Source organism: Desulfonatronum thiodismutans (assembly GCF_000717475.1).
Taxonomy (GTDB): domain Bacteria; phylum Desulfobacterota; class Desulfovibrionia; order Desulfovibrionales; family Desulfonatronaceae; genus Desulfonatronum; species Desulfonatronum thiodismutans.
In genome coordinates this window covers 156,006-172,883 of sequence record NZ_JPIK01000012.1, presented here as the reverse complement: position 1 = coordinate 172,883, position 16,878 = coordinate 156,006, and the positions used below count along the sequence as shown (strand labels likewise).

Here is a 16,878-nt window from a genome sequence, read left to right as displayed (position 1 = left end):
CGATACCCTGCTCTCTTGCGCAACAACCACCATTGTCGTTTACTTCAATGCGGCGAGAATGTCCCGGCAGAGAGGGTCGATGAGGGATGAGCGCTCCTCCAGTTCCAGAACGCTTCCGGAGGTCAGTTGCCGGGCCGTGAGGCTCGGCAGGACGGGAATGGACGCGGCCAGAGGCGGGAGTCCGGCAATGTCCGGCGGTTCGGCCTGTCCCTGATGACGATTGAGCACCAATGCCTGGCGCTTCAGCCCCAGACCCAGGGCCAACCGGGCGATTTCCGCGGCCGTGTCCAGCCCGCGGCGCGACGGCTCGCTGACCACCACCAGTCCGTCCACGGCGGCCACCGTGCCCCGGCCCAGATGCTCCACGCCGGCCTCCAGGTCCACGATCACCCATTCCCGGGCTTCCAGCACCAAGTGGGCCAGCAGGGCCTTGAGCAGGGAATTGGCTCCGCAGGCGCAACCGCCTCCCGCACCGGTTACGGTTCCCATGACCAGCAGCCGCTTGCGGCCCGCGCCGTCGCGACCGGAGTCGGCCAAACCCACCGGCAGGTCCACGGCCAGATCTCCGGGCAGGTCTCCCACCTCCGGGTTCAGGTGCATGAAGCCGGAGCCGATGCGTTCCGTGACCAGATCGGTACGCAGCACCAGCGGCTGGGGCAGTTGTTCCCGCTCCAGGCCCGAGGCCTGGCCCAGGGACAGGGCGGTGTCCGCGTCCACCAGGTAGACGTCGTGGCCGTTTCTGGCCAGAAAGTCTCCCAGCCAGGCCGCGATGGTGGTCTTGCCCACCCCTCCTTTTCCGGCGATCGCGATTTTCATGCTTCGCTCCCAATGGAAATGAAAAGGGGGACGGGCGTCCGTCCCCCGAGGGCGTTCAACCTACGGCGTTAATCCCAAAGCCCGCCGTTTGGCCGCAATCCGCGAGTCAATGGCCTCCGCCGCCTTGTACGGGTCGGCCTCCACGCCGAAGCAGGCCCCGACCACGCCTTCCAGGCCGCTCAATGCCAGATTGGTCACGGCCTCGCTGCCGGTGATATGGGGCGGCAGGCCCAGATGGGTGTAGATCCCGCTGGCCACGGCGTACAGGCCGATGGCCGCGGCCTTTTCCGAATACCATTCCGGGGCGCTGGCCGCCACGGGCAAGTCGCTGATGTCCACGCCCAGAGCATTGGCCAGCACGGCGCAGAGATGGATGATCCGCGAGTTGTCCACGCAGCTGCCCACGTGCAGCACCGGAGGAATTCCCAAGGACCGGCATACGGCCTTCAGTCCTTCCCCGGCCTTGTCCGCGGCCTCGGGCACCATCAGCCCGGCCTTGCCCATGGCCACGGTGGCGCAGCCGGTGACCAGCACGAGGATGTCGCGCTTGATCAGCTCCTTGCACAGCTCCGTGTGCACGTGGTCGTGCTTCAGCCTGGGATTGTTGCAGCCCACGATGCCCACGGCTCCCCGGACCTGACCGGCCTTGATCGCTTCCAAGAGTGGGCCGGGCGTACCGCCCAGCGCGCCGAGGATGGCCTCGTTGGAAAAGCCGGTCATCAATTCCACGGGCTCGCCGGGGATTTCCACGCGGCCGGGGTCGCGCTTGGTGAAGGCGTCAATGGCCGCTTCCACCACCTGCACGGCCTTTTGCCGGGCGTTGGCGTAATTGAACTCCACATGCTCGGCCCCGGTGAATTTGGCCTTGTCCGAGGTGGAGATGAACCGGGTCTGGTAGCAGCCGGCGATGGTCACCAGGGAAGGCATGATGCACTGGTAGTCCACGACGATGCAGTCCACCGCGCCCGTGACCAGGGCCAGTTCGGTCATCAGATGGTTGCCGGCCATGGGAATGCCCTGGCGCATCAGCACTTCGTTGCCGGTGCAGCACAGGCCGGCCACGTTGATCCCGGAAGCGCCGACATCCTGGGCCTTTCGGATCATCTCAGGATCCCGGGCCGCGGCCAGGATCATCTCCGAGACGATGGGGCTGTGGCCGTGGACCACCACGTTGACCTGATCCGCCTTGAGCACGCCCAGGTTGACCTTGGCCATCCTTGGCGTGGGCGTACCGAAGATGATGTCCGAAAGCTCCGTGGCGATCATGGAGCCGCCCCAGCCGTCCGTAAGCGAAACCCTCGCCGCGTGCAGGCAAAGGCTCACCGCGTCGCTGTCCACGCCCATGTGCGTGCGGTGCATCATTTCCACCACGTCCCGGTCGATGCCCCGAGGGGTGATGCCCAGTTTTTTCCACAATTCCCGACGCTTTTCAGGGACGCGGGCGACAAAGGAAACCGAGGGCGTGGCAAAGCCGAAGTCCTCGATGAACGCTTCGGCCAGAGCCCGAGCGATCTCCATATCGCTTTTGTCCTGGACGGCGACGCCCACCTCGGCGGCGATGCGCCGCAGTTTTTCCGGGTCGCGGATGGTGTAGTCCGATGTTTTGCCCTGGCCGATGGCCAACAGAGTCTCCACCAGGTCCCGTCCGTGATCCGAATGCGAGGCCGCGCCCGCGGCCACGAACCGGCCGAAATTGCGGGCCACGGTCAGGTCCGCGTCCGCGCCGCACACGCCGCGCTCCCGCTTGCCCTTGCCCGGCGTGATGCGGCACGGCCCCATCACGCACTTGGAACAGCTCAGACCCTGCTCACAGAACGTACAGCCCGGCCTTTGCTCCGAAAGCCTGTCCCAAACGGTTTCCACGTTGTCGCGTCTGGCCTTCTCGATCATTTGTTGGGCGTCCGGCCAAATGGAAAGGTCCTCTGCTTTTTTTGGGTGCTTCTCCGCCATGGCGATCTCCTTTGTTGGGTGTGACTGATACGGGAGGAGTTTTTCAACACTCAGCTATGTTTACTCTCCGATCATGGCCATAGCGCGGTCAATAACTGACTCGGACAGATACATCCCATGTTGTTTCAGCAACGCGATAATTGGTCTGGCAGCTGGAAAGAGCCTTCTTTTTTTGCCGATCATCACCAAACCAAGTGTTCCCAGGAGGGGCAATCCGAGAGTTTCGGCGCATCGGCGTCCCGCCCCGTCGTCAATAACCGCGATTCCGCCGGGGATTGCGAGGGCAGAGGCCAAGACGGAAGATTCTCCCGGTCCAAGATCCCAAAATTGTATCCTGACCGGGATGGAGGGTGAAGGGACAACGGACAGCCATTCTGCATTCCTCAATGCCTGGGCCGTGACGTCGTTTTGTCCTCTTTGCTGAACCTCCTCCGCCACTGGCCAAGGAACAACAACATTTGACGCTGCTTGCTGAAGCAGATCGATCATCCCTGCCTTGGAGAGGAATATCAGAGGGGATGCGTTGACGACCGCTACTTCAGGCATGTTGCAATTCACTCGCTAAGCTGTCCATATCCACTGAGAAAACATCAACCTTCTGGGCGGCAAGTGCTTCAAGAAAGTCGTTCCGATCCAGACCGGCAATCAATGCCCCCTTTTCCATGGATATTTCGCCACGCGCATACCAGTGAATCGCCGCGGCCAATCGCAAATCATGCACAAAGAGACGGGGTGGCTGCTTACGAGCAGAAAAAACCTCGTCCGGGAGTTCTAGGGTAAGCTGAGCCATGCCTTGTCCTTTTTTCTTTATTTAGGCCATTCCTGTCGGGATGAGCTTTGCCTGGATTTGCCTGATTTCGCTTTTTCAATGGCCGTCTTCAGTCTGTCGCCGATCGGTTCACTGACTGATTCACGATAACTGGCAAATGATAAAGGTGTCCAGCAGCCCGTTCACAGTCGCACATTCCGAGTTGGGGAGTCGTCGCGTTCGAAAGCCAAATCACACTCTGGATTCCATTCCTTCAGCGGAAAAGAAGGATTATCTCTTCACCTGAAATCGGAATGCCAGTCGGCTGTTCATTTCAGGATTATCCACGCATAAAAAAGTCCCGATTCGTCCGCGCCGTCAGCCCGCGCACCGGCACCACCGGGTGGCCGTCCTGCTCCGTTACTCCTTCGGGCCAGTCAAAATCCGGATCAATATCGCGCATGGCTTTTTTGGTTACGCAGAGCAGGCGCATCAGGACGTGGTCGGCGTTGGCAACGACGATGCGGGCGTTGAGGTTGAAGTCCGCGTCGCCGAGCAGGGTTCGGACCACGTACAGCGGGACCTCCCGGCCGCTTTCGTGGCGGCGCAGGTGGGTGGCCAGGTCGATCACCGTGGTGGCTTCCACGGGCCTATCCCGGTTCCATTCCTCCTGCACCGGCAGTCCGGCAACATACAGGTTCTGGAGTTCGATGCCGATCTGGCGGCAGTTGTAGCAGATCCGTTTCATTTCCTCCGGGGAGTCGTTGATCCCGGAGAGCAGGGCGATGTTGTTGTACACGGTCACGCCGTTGGCCAGGAGGCGGCGGATGATTTCGCCGTGGACCAGGCGGAACTCGCTGGAGTGGACGAACTGGGTTTCCAGTTCCAGGCGGGTCGGGCGGGCGGGATCGAGGTGGTTCAGGGCGATGAGTTCCGCGATCACGTCGTCGGTGAAGGCTTCGGGTTCATAAGCGAACATCAGGCTGCGCACCCGCAGGGCGGTGACCTGGGGCAGGGAGCGCAGGGCCCGGGCATAGGCCTGGACCTCGGGCAGGTGGTTGAGAATCTTGTCCTCCGCGGCCAGGACCACGTCCGAAATCTCCGGATTGGCCCGGATGTACTCCAGAATGTCGTCCATGTCCCGGTTCGCGGACACGTCCACCTCCACCTGGGTGCGGTGGACGCGCTGCAGGGCCTCGATGCCCGTGGGGACGATGCTTTGGCGGATGCGCTGGTCCCGGCAAATGAGTTGCTGGACCCGGCCCAGCTCCTCGGGGTCAAAGTCCCTGACCGGGGGTGCGCTTTGGGAAAGGTGGCCGAAAAACAGGGACTCGTCGCCGATCTGGGCCATGAACCGGGAGTCCAGAGTTTCTTCGCGGTTCACGCGGCTCTTCTCCAGGGAAAATCGCGGAGCAAAGGACTTGAAGTACCCCTCGGTGTAGGGCGTGCGGATCCAGATCATGTCCGGCTCCTCCCCGCTCTGCTCCACGGCCCAGCCGCTGGTGTTCCAGTCGATCTTGCCGATCTTGGTGGCCGTGCACAAAATGGGCATGGCCCGGTCGGGCAGGTGGCCGCGCAGATGGGCCAGGGCCGCGTGGCCCGCGGAAATGGGCGTCCAGTAGATGTTGTTGCCCTGGATCGGGCTGCACGGGATGTAGATATAGTGCAGCTCGGAGCCCACGGCGCGCAGTTGGGCGTAGAGTTCGGCCAGTTCCGCGCCGGTGTCGTTGCAGTCCTTCAGGAACGGTGTCTGGGTGTAGACGCCGACCCCGCCCTTGACCAGCCGGGAAATGATTTCCAGGCTGTAGTGGGAGATTTCGTCCGGGTGGATGAAGTGGGTGGCGATTTCGATTTTTTTGTTGGTCTTTTGCAGCTCCCGGTTCTGGTTGATCAGGTAGTTCAGCCAGAATTCGTTCTCCGCGAAGAACAGGGACGGATAGTAGGAGATGCATCGGGAGGCGATCCGGATGGTCTGGACGTGGGGAATCCCGGCCAAGCCGGCCACGGCCGTGGTCAGGGTGGCCTTGTTCATCAGCGGCTCCCCGCCGGTGAGCACGATCTCCTTGATCTGGGGCGAAGCGGCGATGTGCTCCACCGCCTTTTGGACGTCCTCCACCGTGGGAGCGGGCAGGTTGCGGCAGTCCTTGTGCTTGCGGAAACAGAACCGGCAGTAAACCGGGCAGCTCATGTGCAGGACGAAGATCGGCCGGTTCTGATACATCTGTTCCAAGAGCCCCTGGTGAAACTGGCCGATCCAGGTGTTTTTCAGGCCGGTCTGGTCCAGCTCCTGGACAAAGGGCATGAATTGATAGGCCACATGCCGGGACAGGCGGGACTGACGCAGGACATGCCGGGACAGCCGCACCGGGTAGGTGTCGATGACCTGTTGCAGATCCTCGCGTTGCTCCTCCGGAACCACGGTGTTGGTCAACTCCGCGTATTGTTCCACGGAACGCACCGCCACGAACCCGTCGCCGGGAAGCATCTGCTCCAGGAAGACCAGCAGCAGCCGCTTGGGCAGGACGATCCCGGAGACGCGCACCTCCGGACCTTCCCGGTCGTCCATCTGGTGATGAGCTTGGGCCAGTTGATGCAAGACCTCCTGGAAAAACGCCGCCTCGTCCTTTCCACAGGCTCGAAGCAGGTTCGCGAACCGGTCGCCATGGCCCAAAAGCGTTCCGAAGTCCGGCCCCAGATAGAACCGCGTGCCCCAGCGCTCCAGAAAATCCACCACCGCCGCCCGCAGCGCGTCGTGGGAAATGTTCGCTTCGTTTCCTGAATGACTGAATCGTACGGAATAGGTCTTCATGCCCACTGCTCCAAAATGTTGTCGTCGATCACCCCAACTGCGGCGGATGTTCGGGCCGGGCCGATCCCGGTCGTGCCGCGCGTTCGCCCCGGAGAGAGGTGCCGGACGCAAGCTTTTTCGTCAATGGTTTTGGGCGGTCGGGCAGAGCGGATTTGTTCGTGACCCTCACCCGCCATCTGAATCGAAATCGAAATCGTGATCGAAATCGAACTCAGCCCTGGGCAGACACGTTAAAACGCGAATGCGATCCATTCACGGCCGGCCAATGTGGCGGATGCCCGCGAATCAGGGCGTGGATTGATCTTGCGACGGCGACTGTGACGGCTTGAGGGCCGTGGTCAGGACCGTGCTGAGCAGGATCGCCGCGCCCAGGAGGATGAAGCCCAGGGCGAAGAGATCGTGGTCGCCGAAGATGCCGAGTCCGGCCGGGATCAGTCCGCCTCCGGCCAGCACGGCCATGGGTACGACCAGGGAGATGGCCAGGGGGCGGACGGCCGCGGGGTAGACCAGGGAGAGCACGGCGAACCCGGCGGGAAAGAAGCACCCGCCCATGGTCGGCTGGACCAGCACCGCCAGCATGACCCAGCTTCCGGGCAGCAGGCCGAAGGTGATGGTCGCGATGCCGGTGAGGGCGACAAAAATGCGCAAGGCCCGGATGGGACCGAGGCGATCCACGATCATCCCGGCCCAGAAGACCAGAAACAGGCCGGAAACCCGGGACGCGGCCAGGAGGTAGTTGACCCAGTCCGCCGGCAGGTCGCGCACGCTGACCAGGTACAGCGGCGTTTGGGAGTAGACGCCCTGGGTGGCTCCGATGGCCATGGCGAAAAAGACGGCCAGAATCCAGAAGCGGCCCTGGCCCAAAGTGGTCAGGTAGGCTTTGGGCCGGGGAGGAATGCTTTTCTCCCGACCCGCGGAGCAGTACCGGAGGAACAGGACCAAGGCGCCCAGGGCCAACAGGGCGTTTCCGCCCAGGGCCGCCCTCCAGCCCAGGCCCAGGCCGGTCATCATTTCGGCCAGCAGAGGGGCCAGGACGAAGCTGAGGTTCGGAGCCAGCTCATGGATGGCCAGGGCCTTGCCCCAGTTGGTGTGCGGGACCATGGACGTGAGCACGGCGAAACCGGACGGGAAGTACAGCCCGCCGAACAGGCCGACCAAGAGCAGGCTCGACCGCAGCCAGAGCAGGTTCGGGCTGAACGCGGCCAGGACCAGGGCCAGGGCGATGCCCACCGCGGAAACCATGATCACCTGACGGTGCTCCAGGCGGGAGGAGAAGAAGCCGGAGCAGAGCAGGGCCACGCTGTAGCCCAGGGAGACGATGAAGAACAGCTCCCCGGCCTGGGCCTTGGTCAGGTCGAAATCGTCGCGGATATGCAGCAAAAACGGCGCGAGGACGACCCGGGTCATGAAGTTGGCGAAAAAAATGCCCATCAGGCTGAGCAGGCCGGGAACCACGGATCGAAAGGCCGGATAGCCCGCGGTATCCGTGCCGGGAGAGACAAGAGGCATGGGCATGACCAGAGGAAAAAGTGAAAGGGGAATACGCCGAGGGAATGGACGAAACACGCCGCCCGGGCCGAGGACGAGCGGAGGCCCGTGTCGCTATGGGCTCGATGCCGAGGTTGCGCCGGTTTTCAGCTCATTGGCGTAGAGGATCGCGGGAGTGGCGAAGAGGCCGTAGATGACCACCGCCATGCCCAGGTCGATGGGCCAGAACGGTGAGGCGGATTCGTCCAGGGTCGACAGCGCCAAGAGAACGTGGAGCCCGCCCAGAATCAACGTCAGTCGCCCGGGCCAAACCCAGAATGACGGGGAAAAGTAGCGTCGCCCGAAGGCCAGCCCGTGGCAGGCCAACAGGCAAAGGGCGAAAAAGGCGATGTCGGCCAGGATTTTCACGGTAAGCGCAGGTTCGGCGGAGATGACGAGCAGCAACAGCCGAGTGACCGTTGTGGCCAGGAAAAGTATTGCCAGCAGGAAGAAGTAGATTCTCATGGATCAACCCCGGATGGCTGGGAAAGCGCTGGGCGTGCATCCGTTACCAGCGCACGGTTGTTGGGATGTATTCAGGAACTTTTTGGGATGTATGGGGCTTGGCTAGAAATGTCAAAAGGCGACACGGGCGGTCTTGAACGGTGTCCCGAATTGAGTCAGTATCCGGCCCGTCTTTCGCGGCAAACGCCCATCGTTATACATCTCAACCAACAAGGAGAACGCATGTTGGAAAATATCCAGACGTATCTGACGAGATGGCAGACCGATCCGAAGCTCGTCCGCCCCTTCTTCACGCGCCTGCTGGAAGTGTTGCGCACTCCTGAAAATGCGCTGGAATTTGTGGAGCGGGAGGGAGTGAGCGCCAGTCTGCGGGCGAAGGTCGCGGGTTCTGGTTCGGCATCCGGTTCGGCCTTTGGGGAACTGTTCTGTCTGGTGGACGTGGTCGAAGACGCGAACGGGCGGTGGCTGTCGGTCTGCTTTTACGCGGACACGGTCAGCGACCCGGAAGAACACGGCAACCTCGTGCCCCTGGGGCTGCTTGGCGAGGACGGCTATTGTTTCGACGTGGAAGAGCCGGACCCGGTTCTCGAGGGTTATGTTTTGGAAAGAATTGGCGAGGCCCGGGAGCGTGTACAGGCCGGAAGGCGGCGGTCTTGAAAGGTGCTCAGCGGCAATTTGTCTTAGGTCGCTTCGCGACCGTCCCGTAGGACGAGCCGCGAAGCGACCTAAGCCGTTGCCGGGTTAACAATGCGTGCGTTTGTCGCCTACAGCCGAACGAACTCAACCCGCCTGTTCTGGGCTTTTCCTTCATCGGTCGCGTTGTCGGCCACGGGCTTGGAAGCGCCCCATCCTTTTGCCGTCAGGCGATCTGGGCTGATCCCCTTCTCAATCAATGCGCGAACGACGCTTTCAGCTCGCTGTTGCGAAAGACGCTGGTTAAGTTCGGCGTCTCCGTCGGAATCCGTATGGCCTTCCACAGAGAAACGGAGGTCCTGGTGATCCCGCATGAGCTGGAAGACTTGGTCGATGATTCCTTCTGATTCCGGCTTGATGTCGGCCCTGTTCACGTCGAACTGGATTTCCGTTGTTGAAAAGCTCCCTTCCGACATGACGCGCTCGTAAAGCGGCATCCCGCCTTCGGCCACGACCACGTTTCTGATGAACGCATCCGAATTGGGTCTGGCATTATTGGGACGCCCTCCGTGGATCAGGAAGCTTCGCAGTTCCTCTTCGAAGCGGGGGACATTCAATACCCGAACGCCATCGGAAAAGACGCGCAGTTCATGCTGATTGAACGAGAGGGCCAGCCGTCTCCATCCCGGTTGAAACCCGGCTCTGGTTTCGGAAGTATTTCCTTCGGAGACGGTCCCGCCTCGGGATGCATTCAGTATGAACCGCTCCCCGGTAATACGCAGTGAGCCGGATTTTCGGCCGTTGTCGTTGAAGAACGTAATTTCGTAGGCATGTTGCCTGAGGTCGTTCATCAAATAATCGAACTCAATGGTGAACGCCTGAGGCAGGTAGCTCTTTTCCCGCATCAGCGGCGCGACTTCCGTCCGGGTTACCAGGAGCGAAAGGACGTTTTCCCCTTCGTACCGGGCCACTTCCGCGCTTCCTCTGACCAGTCGCCACTGCGAGGGGAACTCTCCGATCTTTTCGTGTCTCAGGTTGTCTTCGAAAATAATCGTGGAACCACGTTCAAACTCGGCCTGACCATGGGCCGCGGCTGCCATCAGAATGAGCGCGGCAACACAAATGACGCACTTCGAAAAAAAATATCGCATGCTGTTTCCTCTGCAAGATGCATCCATTATGTCCAAACAACGCGGGTATCGTGCCCGCGGGTTTCATGCCGAGGTCTAGAAGAAATCATCCTCATCGTCGTCCTCATCATACCCAAAAACCTCGTGCAATTGCGACATATACGGGGTTATGGCTTGAATATGCGACTCAGGGACGGATGCAAGCTGTTTTTGCGTCTCTGAAGCCATTTGGAAAAAGGGAGAGCTTTCGAATGCCTGCCGCTGTTCCGGGCTCATGGAGGCCATCGCCATCTCAAATTCGCGAAATTGCCCCATGCCGGAAGAGGCCATGTATGCTCTCATGATGTGCGCGTACTGCTCAGCATAGGCATCCACGGAAGCGTATCCGTTTCCCCGGACGATGTTCCGCATCTCGACGTTGTCGGACATGGCCTCCGTCACCAATTGTTTGATTTTTTCGACATTCAAAACGGCCATGTCGTCGTCACCGTCATCGTCGTCATCAAGCGCGTCAAAGTATGGAGCAAGCACCTTGGTCGTCTTGATGAACCGCTCCATATCCGATGAAGAAAGGTTCATCGCATAAGCGCCACTGGAGACGAACAACGAGACAAATGCGAACAGCATTACTTTTCTAACCATGAGAACCACCTTGATTTGTTTGAGGTTGAAAGGGGGCGGCGTGCCGCAACAGGAAACACAAGAAGTTCCATGTCCAACGCTCATTTCGGATCTGGATTCTACAACAAATCCTGAACCCCCTAATTTCATACCTCAATTAAGTCAAATCGACGCGGAAGCGTCGCTCATCAAAACAAGGTGACAATCATGGCGTCTCTGAGGTTTGTGCCTCAAGCTCGGCGATTTGAGAGGCAATCTGGCTGATTTCAGCCTGGATTGCCTGAATCATGCTGCTTTTCGTTTCCTCGGGTATGCTCTGGCTGGTGGCGAGCGAGGACAGTTTGTTCTCCAGATCCTTCAGCCGCTCTCTCAGCGCCTCAAGGGGGTTGTTGGATGAAGAATCGACCCCGCCCCTGGCTTTGTGCATGTACTTCCTAAAGGCTTCCACGGCGTTATTATCGTCGTGGTCTTCGGACTGCACGGCTTGCTGGGCTTCCCTGGCCGCTGGCGAAATGCTCACGGTGTCGCCCCTGGTGGAAGATGAAACGCCCTGAAACCAGCCTGTTTCCTGACTTTCCCGGACAACCGGCTGTCCCGCAAATTCCACTGCCCGCAAGAAATTCTGATAACCGTCTATGCGCATGACTCTCTCCATGGGAAATAGTTGCCGTACGCAGTATCGAAGCAAGAGGCATGCCTCTGTGACGGCTCACTTGGCCGGGCGCATCTCTGGCCGGACGGATCTGCCGACATGGACCGGCTTTGCCCGCCCTGTCCAGTGATGAACTGGTTTCTCGACTGGAGAGGAAGAGGAGTTGAAAAGGGTGGACTGTCTGCCCTTGATGGGAATATTTTTCCAGGCGACGACAACGGGCCGCAAGTCGGGCACAATGGTCGTCATGACGAAGAGATGCGCGGCGTCTACATGATCACGGAAGACTTGCCCATGATGTGTATCAACTCAGTCAGCCGGGCGTCTCCCCGGACTCGCTCCACCATTTCCTGACGGAGAGATTCGCTGCGCGACTGGTCAAGGATCAGGGAGTTGTAGTGAGACTCCAAGCCGGTAATGTCGTTCTCAGCAAGCATGGCCTGATAATGCCCGCGCACGAGCTCAGCGTATTCCGTACGTTCAGCGGCGGATGCGGCAGCGGCTTGGGGATGTCTTTCAGCGAACCAATCTCCTTTGGCCCCAAGCTGGGTGGACACTTGAAAACCATAATCAGCGAACCAGCCGGGAATCTGATACATTTCCAAGGGGTAGTCGGAGGAGGAGGTTTGTCGGACATCTCCCGCAGCGGAAACGTCGCCGCTGTGCAAGGCATCCGCGGCCCGTCTGCCTTCGCTGGATATCGTCACGGTATCCGCGCTGTTCAAGGAATTGCCGCCAAGGGAATTTGCCCCGGAGGGAACGGGGGTCATCGCATTTACGTAAGGCGTGACGGAAGGGTTGCCGATAGATTGCAGACTTCCTGTAAGCATGTTCCTCCTCCTGATTGGTCATGGACGGATATCGGGTGACGCCCTTTCATGCTCGTATGCAAGCTTGAGACCAGGAAACGACGCGGCAACCAGTCACGTCATGTTGATTCGGAGGTTCGCGCCCGCTCGCCGGCTGAAGGCTTGGCGCTGTACATGCTCGTATCGGCCCGTTGGATGAATTGCTGGAGGGTCTCGCCTGGGCGGTGCATGGCTAAACCGATGGAGGCCGTGATTCGGAGTTGCGTGGCGACAGCACAGGTTTGGGCGACGGGAAGGGCGCGCAGCGCGTCCTGGATGCGGCTTGAGGTTCTTTGAGCCGCTTCCCTGTTCACGTCCGGAAGCAACAGCAAAAACTCATCGCCTCCCAGACGGATGAAAATGTCGTAGTCGCGAACGATGCTCTGGATCGCATACGCCACGGCGACCAGGAGCTGGTCTCCGCATGCATGGCCTAAGGTGTCGTTGACTTTTTTGAATCCATCCAGATCGATGAACAGCAGCGCGACCGGCATTCTTTTGCGATGCGCGAACTCCAGGATTCGCGGCGCGTGCTTCATCAGGTAGGATCGATTGTGGCAACCGGTAAGATGGTCTTGAGTGGATTCACGTTGGAGTTTTTCGTGTTCCCGGAGCGTGACTAGGGACCAGGAGAATAGATCGGCAAAGAATTCGATGAAGTCGGTGGCCATTCCTTCGTTGTAGCGCCGAGGGTCGCCGTCTTTCAGGGTCAAAAAGCCAATCAGGTTGTCCGGATGATACTTGTCCCAGAGTGGAAAGACGCATACCGAGCCGAGACAGTCTCGCTGGCCGCGTGTTTGGAACAGTTCCCGGGCAGCCGGAGCCTGGATCGCGATGTCCGCGAAAGAGCCGAGCAGCGGATGCCGGAAAGACTCGGTCAGCCCCATCTCCCCGAGCATGCGTCGAAGAGAAAGCTGAGGTCGGGTGGGGATGGAATCGGGAAGGAAATCGGCGTACCGTTCCCGGTCCAAGACGAGATGGATATCCTGTAATTTGAGACTGTCGCGCAACGTGGCCAGAAGCTCGGGAAGCTGATCCAGGGAGGTTATGGCCTGGATTTGAGAGGCGCAAAGCTTGAACTTATGAAAGACGGCAAGATTTTGCCTGTACAACTCCAGGGTTTGTTCCAGCCTTTCCCGCAGGCAGTGCGCGTCGGCCGGATTTTGAGGATCGTGACGGCTCATGAAACTACCGCGGGGTCAGGAGTCGCCGGACTCGTGCAAACGAGGCCAGAACTTAAGGAGGGAAGTGGCTGATGAGCCTCTAAAAGTGACATTGTTCCGATGATTTTAGTCCGCATGGCTGAAGACCGCAACAGCATCCGCCCAAAACCTCTCGTCTCTCGGCGATCTTGATCACCCTGGGCACTCCTGATAGCCTGAAAACCTTGTCTCACCGCGCCTCTCGCGCAACGAAATCACAACACGCTTTCTCCCGGCATCCATGGTCTTCAGTTCTCATATTTTCCTCTTCTATTTTCTGCCGCTGGCCCTGTTCGCCTATTATCTGCTGCCCCGGAGGGGCAAGCATCTGGGGCTGACGGTTCTCAGCTACGCCTTCTACGGCTGGTCCAATCCGCTGTTCGTCCTGATCCTGCTGGCCTCCACGGTGGTGGACTATTTCTGCGGGTTGGTCATGGCCCGGCGGCGGCCCATTTTCGATCCGCGTCCCATCCAGGAGTTGGACCCGAAAGGCACACGTTCTCGAGGCCAGAAGATCGCCCTGGCCGTGTCCATCGTGACCAATCTCTCCCTGCTCGGTTTTTTCAAATATTTCAACTTCGCCGTGGAGAACTACGACCTGCTCCTGGGCTGGCTCGGCCTGCACGGGCTGCAACTGGACACGGCCCTGCGGATCACCCTGCCGCTGGGGATCAGCTTCTACACCTTCCAGTCCATGAGCTATTCCATCGACGTGTATCGCGGCCAGGCCAAAGCCCTGCGCAACTTCATCGACTTCGCCTGCTACGTGTCCATGTTTCCGCAGTTGGTGGCCGGGCCGATCATCCGCTTCCGGGAGGTGGCGGATCAGCTTCTGCACCGCGCCCACACCCTGGAGAAGTTCGCCAGGGGGGTGGCCTTCATCAGCCTGGGGCTGGCCAAGAAGATCCTTTTGGCCAACCCCTGCGGCAAGGTGGCGGACACTATTTTCGACGCCGCGACCATAACCACGGTCCAGGCCTGGTACGGGGCCGCGGCCTACGCCTTTCAGATCTACTTCGACTTCAGCGCCTACTCGGACATGGCCATCGGCCTGGGGCTGATGCTGGGCTTTGTTTTTCCCAAAAACTTCGATTCCCCGTACCTGTCCAAGTCCATCACGGAATTCTGGCGACGCTGGCACATTTCCCTGTCCACCTGGCTGCGGGACTATCTGTACATCCCCCTGGGCGGCAACCGCAAAGGTCCCAGGCGCACGGCCATCAACCTGGCCCTGGTCATGCTCCTGGGCGGGTTGTGGCACGGCGCGGCCTGGACCTTCGTGATCTGGGGCGCGCTGCACGGCCTGCTCCTGGGTCTGGAACGGATCCGAGGCAAGACCAGCTTCTACCATCGCCTTCCCGGCGGGGTGCAAATCGCGTTCACCTTTGTGCTGGTCTTGATCACCTGGGTCTTTTTCCGATCCGCGGACCTGCCCTCGGCCCTGACCTATCTGGGAACCATGTTCGGCCTGGTTCAGGCCGGCCCCGAAGCAGTCGCGGGCGCCGGACTGCTCAACGGCCTGATCTACCAGCCCTACTACCTGGGCACGTTCCTGCTGGCCGCGGTGGTCACCTGGTCCTGTCCCCAAACCTGGGATTGGACCAGAACCATCACTCCGGCCAAGGCGTTGGCCATCGTGGCCCTATTGCTGCTCTCCGTGGCCGTGCTGGCGACCCAGGCCTATAACCCGTTCATCTATTTCATTTTCTAGCCATGGCCGACTTTGACCTGCAACGCTCGCGCGAACAGACCGCCCAGGAACAGGCGGGCGTGACCCGGATATCCCGGGCCACGGCCTGGCTGCTGACCCTGGCCCTGCTTCTGCTCATCGGCCTGGTCACCGTGAGCCAGCATGTCCATGACCTGCGGGCCGCTCTGCGCGGGGACCGATCCACCTGGATGCCCCAGTCCCTGGAGATTTTCCGGGCCGTGCCCGAGGCCCTGGATGTCTTCCGCACGTCCGACCAGCCCTTTTTCTCACGGGTTCTGGCCGCCAACCGGCTGCTACTGCGCGAGATGGGCGCGTTCGAGGACGACCTGGAGGACGCGTCCATTCTGGGGCAACTGGTCCGCCCCGGCATGCAGACCGTGCTGACCCGCCTGGGCGTGGGCAACGAGCAGGCCTACGTGGGCCGAGACGGATGGCTCTTCTACCGGCCCGGCCTGGACTATCTCACCGGCCCCGGCTTTCTGGAGCCCCGGCAACTGGCCCGGCGAGCGGCCTCGGGCAACGAATGGCAGCCCGCGCCGCAACCGGATCCGCGCAAGGCCCTGGTGGACCTGCACCGGCAGTTGCAGGCACGGAACATCGAGCTGGTGGTCATGCCCACCCCGGTGAAGCCCACGGTCCATCCGGAGATGTTCGCCAGGGGGCTGGACGGTTCCGAGTCCCTGAACAATCCATCTTATTCCGATTTTATCCGTGACCTGGACCGGGCCGGAATCCTGGTTTTTGATCCGCTCCCAGGCCTGATGCGGGCCAAGGCCGAGACCGGGCGGCCCCAGTACCTGGCCACGGACACCCACTGGCGGCCCGAGGCCATGCACCACGTGGCCCGGGAACTGGGCGATTTTCTGCTGCAACACGATCTGTTGCGCCACGATCTGATGCCCTCGGGGGCTCTGACCGGTTTCCGGACCAGAGCCACGGAGGTCGCCCATACCGGCGACATCGCCAACATGCTGGAGCTGCCCCAGGGCAGTTCGCTGTTTCCTCCGGAAACCGTCCCGCTGGAGCAGGTCCTGGACGCCCGGGACGATTTCTGGCGGCCTGATCCCACCGCCGATGTTCTGCTGCTGGGCGACAGCTTCACCAATATTTTCTCCCTGGAGCCCATGGGTTGGGGAGAAGCGGCTGGGCTGGCCGAACATCTCAGCCTGGTCCTGCAACTTCCCGTGGATCGTATCGCCCGCAACGACCACGGGGCCTTTGCCACGCGGGAGATTCTGGGCCGGGAACTGGCCCGGGGTCGGGACCGCCTGGAGGGCAAGCGGGTGGTGATCCTTCAGTTCGCGGCCCGGGAATTGGCCGTGGGGGACTGGAAGCTGATCGATCTGAAGCTGGGCGAGCCCCTGCCCTCGCTTTTTTTCCAGCCAGAACCCGACCAGCCCCTGGAGGTCCGGGCCGTGGTCGCCGCCGCGTCGCCGGTCCCCCGGCCCGGCAGCGTGCCCTACGCCGACCACGTCCTCAGCCTGCACCTGGTGGACCTGGAGCACGACGGGGCCTTGCTTGCCGATCCCCAGGCCGTGGTCTATACTTGGGGCATGCGGGACAATGTCTGGACCCCCGCGGCCCGCCTGCGGCCCGGAGACGAAGTGACCATCCGGCTCAGGGCCTGGGCGGACGTGGCCGACGCCTACGACGGGATCAATCGCAGCGAACTGGACGATTTCGCCTTGCAATTGGAGGAACCGACATGGGGGGAGTTTTTGAAATGACGCAACTATGGAATACGAAAATTGAACGATGGGCGGAAC

Annotated in this window: 15 protein-coding genes; 3 read left to right on the top strand and 12 right to left on the bottom strand. The window is 60.8% G+C overall.

Annotation, left to right across the window (positions count from 1 at the left end):
* Positions 1–39: 39 nt before the first annotated feature.
* From GY33_RS0109295 to GY33_RS0109265, 7 genes are all read right to left on the bottom strand, one after another.
* A complete protein-coding gene (locus tag GY33_RS0109295) occupies positions 40–816 on the bottom strand; it encodes an ATP-binding protein (RefSeq protein ID WP_031387073.1) in 777 nt (258 codons plus the stop codon).
* 60 nt (positions 817–876) lie between these two features.
* A complete protein-coding gene (gene cooS / locus GY33_RS0109290) occupies positions 877–2,766 on the bottom strand; it encodes an anaerobic carbon-monoxide dehydrogenase catalytic subunit (RefSeq protein WP_031387072.1) in 1,890 nt (629 codons plus the stop codon).
* Positions 2,767–2,826: 60 nt separating this feature from the next.
* A complete protein-coding gene (locus GY33_RS0109285; protein ID WP_031387071.1) occupies positions 2,827–3,312 on the bottom strand; it encodes a DUF3368 domain-containing protein in 486 nt (161 codons plus the stop codon).
* The gene (locus GY33_RS0109280) at positions 3,305–3,556 is read right to left on the bottom strand and encodes a UPF0175 family protein (RefSeq protein WP_031387070.1); all 252 of its coding nucleotides are present in this window, start codon (positions 3,554–3,556) and stop codon (positions 3,305–3,307) included. The genes GY33_RS0109285 and GY33_RS0109280 overlap by 8 nt, the downstream gene beginning before the upstream one ends.
* A gap of 298 nt (positions 3,557–3,854) precedes the next feature.
* The gene (locus GY33_RS0109275; protein ID WP_035271709.1) at positions 3,855–6,323 is read right to left on the bottom strand and encodes a radical SAM protein; all 2,469 of its coding nucleotides are present in this window, start codon (positions 6,321–6,323) and stop codon (positions 3,855–3,857) included.
* A gap of 285 nt (positions 6,324–6,608) precedes the next feature.
* Positions 6,609–7,832: an MFS transporter gene (locus GY33_RS0109270; RefSeq protein WP_161788459.1), complete on the bottom strand. Its 1,224-nt coding sequence runs from the start codon at positions 7,830–7,832 to the stop codon at positions 6,609–6,611.
* 93 nt (positions 7,833–7,925) lie between these two features.
* Positions 7,926–8,315 (bottom strand): hypothetical protein, encoded by a 390-nt coding sequence (locus tag GY33_RS0109265; protein ID WP_031387067.1) that lies wholly within the window; start codon positions 8,313–8,315, stop codon positions 7,926–7,928.
* Between the two features lie 222 nt (positions 8,316–8,537).
* Between GY33_RS0109265 and GY33_RS0109260 the strand changes: the two genes are divergently transcribed.
* On the top strand, positions 8,538–8,972 hold the full coding sequence (locus GY33_RS0109260) for a hypothetical protein (RefSeq protein WP_035271707.1): 435 nt from the start codon (positions 8,538–8,540) through the stop codon (positions 8,970–8,972).
* A gap of 107 nt (positions 8,973–9,079) precedes the next feature.
* Here GY33_RS0109260 and GY33_RS0109255 read toward each other — a convergent pair whose 3' ends face one another.
* The 5 genes from GY33_RS0109255 to GY33_RS19780 all read right to left on the bottom strand — a co-directional run bounded on the left by GY33_RS0109255 (position 9,080) and on the right by GY33_RS19780 (position 13,383).
* Positions 9,080–10,099, bottom strand: coding sequence for an OmpA family protein (locus tag GY33_RS0109255; RefSeq protein WP_051822466.1), 1,020 nt, complete (start codon positions 10,097–10,099; stop codon positions 9,080–9,082).
* A gap of 75 nt (positions 10,100–10,174) precedes the next feature.
* Positions 10,175–10,720, bottom strand: coding sequence for a hypothetical protein (locus GY33_RS0109250; RefSeq protein ID WP_031387064.1), 546 nt, complete (start codon positions 10,718–10,720; stop codon positions 10,175–10,177).
* 184 nt (positions 10,721–10,904) lie between these two features.
* The gene (locus GY33_RS0109245) at positions 10,905–11,342 is read right to left on the bottom strand and encodes a FlxA-like family protein (protein ID WP_031387063.1); all 438 of its coding nucleotides are present in this window, start codon (positions 11,340–11,342) and stop codon (positions 10,905–10,907) included.
* Between the two features lie 278 nt (positions 11,343–11,620).
* On the bottom strand, positions 11,621–12,181 hold the full coding sequence (locus GY33_RS0109240; RefSeq protein WP_031387062.1) for a hypothetical protein: 561 nt from the start codon (positions 12,179–12,181) through the stop codon (positions 11,621–11,623).
* A gap of 98 nt (positions 12,182–12,279) precedes the next feature.
* A complete protein-coding gene (locus GY33_RS19780; RefSeq protein WP_051822465.1) occupies positions 12,280–13,383 on the bottom strand; it encodes a GGDEF domain-containing protein in 1,104 nt (367 codons plus the stop codon).
* A 259-nt stretch (positions 13,384–13,642) separates the two neighbouring features.
* Here GY33_RS19780 and GY33_RS0109230 point away from each other — a divergent pair, with 259 nt between their 5' ends.
* A complete protein-coding gene (locus GY33_RS0109230) occupies positions 13,643–15,112 on the top strand; it encodes an MBOAT family O-acyltransferase (protein ID WP_031387060.1) in 1,470 nt (489 codons plus the stop codon).
* A gap of 2 nt (positions 15,113–15,114) precedes the next feature.
* Positions 15,115–16,839 (top strand): alginate O-acetyltransferase AlgX-related protein, encoded by a 1,725-nt coding sequence (locus GY33_RS0109225; protein WP_031387059.1) that lies wholly within the window; start codon positions 15,115–15,117, stop codon positions 16,837–16,839.
* Positions 16,840–16,878 lie beyond the last annotated feature (39 nt).